At 55.9% G+C, this 2,725-nt stretch carries 2 protein-coding genes; one reads left to right on the forward strand and one right to left on the reverse strand.

Annotation, left to right across the window (positions count from 1 at the left end; translation table 11 throughout):
* Window positions 1-764 precede the first annotated feature (764 nt).
* Entirely contained in the window at window positions 765-1,508 is a 744-nt protein-coding gene (locus AC3B8H_RS20120) for a YkgJ family cysteine cluster protein (RefSeq protein ID WP_488443301.1), read from the reverse strand.
* Between the two features lie 553 nt (window positions 1,509-2,061).
* On the opposite strand from AC3B8H_RS20120, the gene AC3B8H_RS20125 reads away from it, so the two are divergent.
* Window positions 2,062-2,725 (forward strand): hypothetical protein (locus AC3B8H_RS20125; protein ID WP_488443302.1); only part of this gene is annotated, 664 nt, incomplete at its 3' end.

The raw sequence follows: 2,725 nt of genomic DNA on the forward strand, positions 1-2,725 counted from the left end.
TGTTGGAATCATTATTTTTGGTAATCTTGGCTTGCAATTGGGGAGGAGTCCATATATGTGCTGAACAAAGTGAAGCGCATCGGTCACGTAATCGGACGCGTGTTTTAATTTTAAAGCCGGGTAGGGTGGGCACGGTTTTTGTGCCCACGCGGGATTACAAGTTTGAATCAATAATGATTCGCTACTGCGAAGCCTAATTTAACGCCGGTTCGCGGACCAGCAACCGCGATACTTTTCTTTGCTTGTCCAAAGAAAAGTATCCAAAAGAAACGACACCCCATGCCGCTTGAATCCTGCGCTCCTCCGGGTTTGTGCGGGGTTTTCGGAAGGGCTGTCCTAGCCCTCCGAAAACGCGCGGCATCCCTGCCGCGCCCCCTGTCGGGCAACTCCCGCCCAAACCCTCCGGTGCTCGGCGCGGCAAAAGGCGAATTTCATCGTTCCCACGTTCCAACGTGGGAACGCCGTTTCAGACGCTCTGCGTCGTCTTGATACAACAATACGCTGTCGCGAAGCCGAATTCACTGCGTCCATTCTGGCGCGGGCAAGCTCACCAGTATGCCAATCGTCGCAATTTCAAATACGACGTTTTGACTGCTAACCAAGCTCCACCATGGCCAACTGATCTTGGAACTCTTACTTCCCGATTAAATTAACGCAAGCTGGAGCTTTCAAGATCAAGTTCCGAAACTGGAGTTTGGGAACCAGGAAAAGCCCCCCTATGCCGCTTGATCCTGCGGCGGCACGGGGTTGGCGAATTGCCGAGGCTACGGATTCGCCAAGTAATTAAAGAATTCCCGTAACCAATCCTGGCCGCGCTTTTTCGGGAATTGGTTGGGATGGCGCTTGACCCATGTCAGCGCGTAAATCATCGGCACCGAGTCCAGATCCTTAAGATGGCTAGTACGCCAAAGTTTGCGGACGATCTTCGACACCTGAAACTTCAACTCAATGTGCTTGACGTGTTCCGGCGTCGGATTTTGGCAATGCTCGGCCGGCGAAGTGACCAAATATTCCCGGCAGGCCAACGGCCGCACCGGATGAATCGAACAGCTTTCCGCTTCCAAAAACGGACAGGGTACGCCCAAATGAAAATAGCTGAGCGCGTGGGCCTGAACCGCGTCGTGCGTCGTCCCCTGTTCCAGCATCCGTTCCAATCGGGCCAGCCAATCGATCTCATCCAACTTGGCGCAACCGTCGGCAAAACGTTGCTTGACCGCCGAACGCCTCGGCTCGGGCAACTGCTCGACCAGCCCGGCGATCTGATAGGCCTCGAACTCCGCCAACGGCACCACTTGCCGGCAGCAAGCGCCGCAGCCGGCCTGGCAGGAGATGGTCTCGCTGTCCGCGACAAACGCATCGACCGCGGTGTCGACGAACACGTTGTTGATGCGATGCAGCGCCGGCAGTATCGCCACCGGCGTGACTCTTTCCGCCGGCGCGCTGAAGGACAATTCTATCGGTTTGCCGTACAGCGTCAGTTTGGCATTGGCGGGCGTGGTTTTGCTCATGGGCTTTGCTCAAGGAATCGTAAAGTCATTTCCAAGCCCGGCTGGTCGACGACGGGCGGCGACAAGCACGGGCCGCTTGGGGCGATTGATCTACCGTATCCGCCAAGCGCCACCAGCATAGAGGCTTTTACGAAAAATCGAAACTTTCCGCTCGCAACTCGCCAACAGCGCCACGGCGTACCCCAGCGAATCGTCGATCATTGACGACAATACCCGCATCCCGCGCGCCCCGCCCAAAACCCGCGCCCCATGCATACGGCATTTCGTAAACAAGACGGCATCTCGTGGCGATATTCGCAAAACCCGGCCGCCCGAGTCGGCGCCGGCCGGCACGCAAACCCAAAAATTACCTTCAAACACAGTCACTTAAAAATTAAAAAATCCACCGCCCGGCTTTGGCACGGCAATTGACTGTATCCCATCGAACTCAAGCATAAGGCGAACACATCCGGCAAAGCCCCGAGAGCGCGGCGGCACCGGCCATTGTTAAGCCGGATATTCAATAGTTTGCAACCCATTCGACCACATAACGAAATCATTCAAGAGGCGCGTAATGAAAACCATCAACAACACTTTATCGAATCCCCAAGTATCGGCCGGCAAACCATCGTTCAAACGACTCCGCTCCGGCGTTTCCGCGCTGGTGTTGGCCATCGGCGGGCTAGGGCTAGCCCAACCGGCCGCCGCGGCCGCCTTCAATCCGTTCATCAATATTACCGGCAAGGTGGAATTCGATAGCTTCGGCACTCCGACGATACCGACCAACGCCACCCAAAACGGCGAATTGATCCGCGTCGTCGGCGGAGCCACCACCACCAGCACTTTAACCAACGACCAGATCGCCGGCGACGACCCGCTGAGCGGAAAATTGTCCGACATCGGCGACGGCTTCGGCATCAAACTGCATGCCGAAGGCGGTTCGAAAGAGGAGCCGTCGTTCATGAACTCGCTGTTCGGCGATCTTGCCTTGTCCATCAAAAACAACTCGGCGGTCGATACCTTTCTGGTGAGCCTGAAATTCGATTTCAGCCATTTGGTCGGCGCGCCCGAGACCAAAACCGTCAAAGGCAACGGCGATTTCGCCCAATCGACCATTCAGCTACATAAAAAAGACAACAGCGAATTACTGTTCAGCAAACTGATTTCGGACACCGTATTCGGCAACGAAAAACGGACTCCCGACGCCCCCGATCAAAACGTAGCCACCGGCCTTGGCG

The organism is Methylomonas sp. BG-2 (assembly GCF_057766305.1).